Below are 2,907 nucleotides of genomic sequence, written 5' to 3' on the forward strand. Positions count from 1 at the left end.
CTGGGTGGAGATCAAGGGTGGCAATCGTATTCAGGGTTTCCTGTACGGCGCCCCCTTCTCGCTGGGCTGATCGCGCACTCGCGCTGACCTGATCGACTCTCTTGCTCGCCCTGTGGGGCGGCATTCTCCGAAGGATGGATATGAAGAAGATCGCGATCCGCGGTGCCGCTGTGGCGGCCGCCGCGGGCGTGGCGCTGGGTGCCCTCTCCACGGGTGCAGCCAACGCCGATACGTTTATCCCGCTTGGCGTTTCGACCACCACGCAGAAGGTGGGCGATGCCAACATCACCGTGACCGTCAAGGATCACTCGGCGCGTCTGTCGCCGGGCATGGTCGCCCTGCCCACCACCCGCAACGCGTGGGTGTCGGGCAATGTGTCCGCGAAGATCGACGGCAAGGGTGCGAGTGGCGGCTCGATCGCAGCCGGGTACGCCGTGGGTTGCCAGGTCGACGTGGGCGCTGCTCAGGTCAACCTCGGTGCCAAGGCGGGGATCAACGACAAGAACGGCAATGTCGTCGACAGCACCGGCTACGTCGGTGCGCCTTCGGTGTCGGGTTCGACTGGTGGCAGCCTGAAGCTCGCTGCCGGCAGCATCGGTACGCAGATGCTGACCTACGACCGCGCTACCTGGCCCTCCCCGGGCGACGAGGTCTCGCCCGACTGGGCGGAGCCGAGCACCGGGTTCAAGTTCACCGGCGCGAACGGGTCGCTGAGCTTCCAGGATCAGACCATCGGTGTGGACGGCTGTGCCGGTTACGCTCAGGCGAAGTTCTTCGCCAAGGTCAAGGCCAAGGTGGGGAACACCGAGGGCTACGTGATCCTCTGGGGTAAGCCCTTCACGCTCGGCTGATTCACTGATCTGACCGTGGTGGCGGTGTCCAATGGGCACCGCCACCCACGGATTTGCAATACCATCTCCTGATGGCCGGGCCTGGCGTCCACCGGCTGTTTGCGCGACTTCAGCGGCGCTGCATTCGCATTCGACCCTGTGAGGGAACCTGAAATGAATCGCAAGGCCAGCTCCATCACCGCCATCGTCGCCGCGGCCGCCGTCGCCGCGCTCCCCGTCTCGGGCGCCGTTGCACAGACCGCCGCGCCTGCGGCTGTCGCGCTGTCCGCTCAGGCGGCACCCGCCGCTGTAACACCTGCCGCCGTCATCAAGAACGTTGCGGCCACGACTGGTGCAGCTGCGCAGAGCGTAAGACTGGCACCGCTCGTCGTCGTCACCGATCAGGCAGGCCAGGCGCCTTCTGTGCAGAAGGCTGCCGCCGACGCGCCGGCGCCGACTCCGATCGCGCTTCCTGATGTTCCGAAGGAAGTCACCGATGCGCTCAACATCGCAGGCTTGCCCGTCGCCCTCGTGTGGCGGGTCGTGCAGACCGCCAACGGCATCTACACGGTTTGGTACAAGGCTCTCAATACGATCCCCGATGCCCTCCTCAAGGGCCAGTTCGGTCAGATTCCGTCGCTGTTCACCGGCGCGATCAATGACTCTCTGACCTGGATCGCGACGGGTGCTGGTCCCAAGAAGGCAGAGACCCCCGCAACGGCGACGGCGCCGGCCGCACCGACCGCACCGACCGCTGAACTTCCTAAGGTCACCGTGCCGGACGTCATCACCGACGGCCTGAACGTGCTCGGCCTCCCGGTGCAAGCGGCGTGGGCGACCTTCCAGACGGGCGTCAAGGTCTACACGAACATCTACGGCCTCCAGTCGTCCATCCCCAACGCGATCATCAAGGGCCAGTGGGGCGATGTGCCCAACCTGATCGTCAAGGCGATCAGCGACTCCATTTCCGCGGTAGTCGCCCTTCCGGTCAGTATCGTTACCTCGGCGACCACCTCCATCAATAAGCTGATCGCGGACCTCACGCCGAAGCCGGCTGCGGCAACGGCGAAGTCGGTCGACACCGTGAGCTCGGTGGCTCCGGCGAGCGCGGATGTCACGGCTGTCTCCACGTCGGCCGCTGATAACGCGGCAAAGAGCGGGGCCGTCGCGGTCGACACGAAGGCCGCCTCCCCGGCGACCAAGGCTCCCGAGACGACGGCCCCCGAGACGACGGCCCCGGAGACGAAGGCCCCCGAGATCAAGACGCCGGAGACGAAGACGCCGGAGACGAAGACGCCGGAGACGAAGACGCCGGAGACGAAGACGCCGGAGACGAAGACCCCCGAGACCAAGACCCCGGAGACCAAGACCCCGGACACCAAGACCTCGGAGACGAAGGCCTCGGAGTCTGCGACGTCCGGCTCCACCGCCGGCGCGACGAGCGATGCGGGTGCCTCGGCGGGGTCCACCGAGAAGGCGGGTTCGGCCTCCGAGAAGTCGACCGGCTCGTCGTCGAGCTCGCAGAGCACGGGCTCGTCGAGTTCCTCGTCCGATTCGTCTTCCTCCGCGAGTGGATCGTCGTCGGAGTCCACGAAGAACTGATCCGATATCAGCAAACGAGCAGCGCATACCCGCTCCGGGTGTGCGCTGCTCGTTAATTTGTGGGACATCCGTCCGGGAAATCCCGGGCGGAGCTGCGGCAAGTGGTTCAGATACGCCCGTGTTTCACATCGCAAAGTGTCCGGGCTCACACCTCTCTTGTGTTAAGTTTCGCCTCACCCACAGTGTTGAGGTGACGGTGCCGCACGACCTGCGCGCATCGGTGGATCGCCCGGCGAAGCGCAGTCGCCGTGCTCGGCGACATCCATTCGTCACCGCCGCCCGTGGGTAATCCGGACGTGAGGGATCCGGTACTAACAGGTGAGGTGGAGACGGTTTTGAGAATCGCCGGATGGAAGACAGGCGGCGTACTCGCCGCGACGGCCGCGGTCGCGGTGCTCTCGGCGCCCGCGGCGAGCGCGGGTCCGCTGCCGAGTGGTGAGCGGGTTGTTCCGGCGCCGGATGGTTGGTCGGTGGT

3 protein-coding genes are annotated in these 2,907 nt (G+C 66.0%); all 3 read left to right on the plus strand.

Annotation, left to right across the window (positions count from 1 at the left end):
- The first annotated feature begins 140 nt into the window (after positions 1-140).
- Positions 141-851 carry an MspA family porin gene (locus ABD108_RS20840; RefSeq protein ID WP_220658064.1) on the plus strand — a complete coding sequence of 237 codons (711 nt, stop codon included), beginning with the start codon at positions 141-143 and terminating at the stop codon, positions 849-851.
- 153 nt (positions 852-1,004) lie between these two features.
- Positions 1,005-2,432 carry a hypothetical protein gene (locus tag ABD108_RS20845; protein ID WP_343931287.1) on the plus strand — a complete coding sequence of 476 codons (1,428 nt, stop codon included), beginning with the start codon at positions 1,005-1,007 and terminating at the stop codon, positions 2,430-2,432.
- Positions 2,433-2,680: 248 nt separating this feature from the next.
- Positions 2,681-2,907: hypothetical protein (locus ABD108_RS20850; protein WP_343931288.1), on the plus strand; the 227-nt coding region annotated here is incomplete at its 3' end.

This window comes from Tsukamurella strandjordii (assembly GCF_039525985.1).
GTDB lineage: Bacteria > Actinomycetota > Actinomycetes > Mycobacteriales > Mycobacteriaceae > Tsukamurella > Tsukamurella strandjordii.

Bases quoted from the DNA above. Each gene is read 5' to 3' on its own strand.
- ABD108_RS20840 (WP_220658064.1), top strand. From the start codon at position 141: ATGAAGAAGATCGCGATCCGCGGTGCCGCTGTGGCGGCCGCCGCGGGC.
- ABD108_RS20845 (WP_343931287.1), top strand. From the start codon at position 1,005: ATGAATCGCAAGGCCAGCTCCATCACCGCCATCGTCGCCGCGGCCGCC.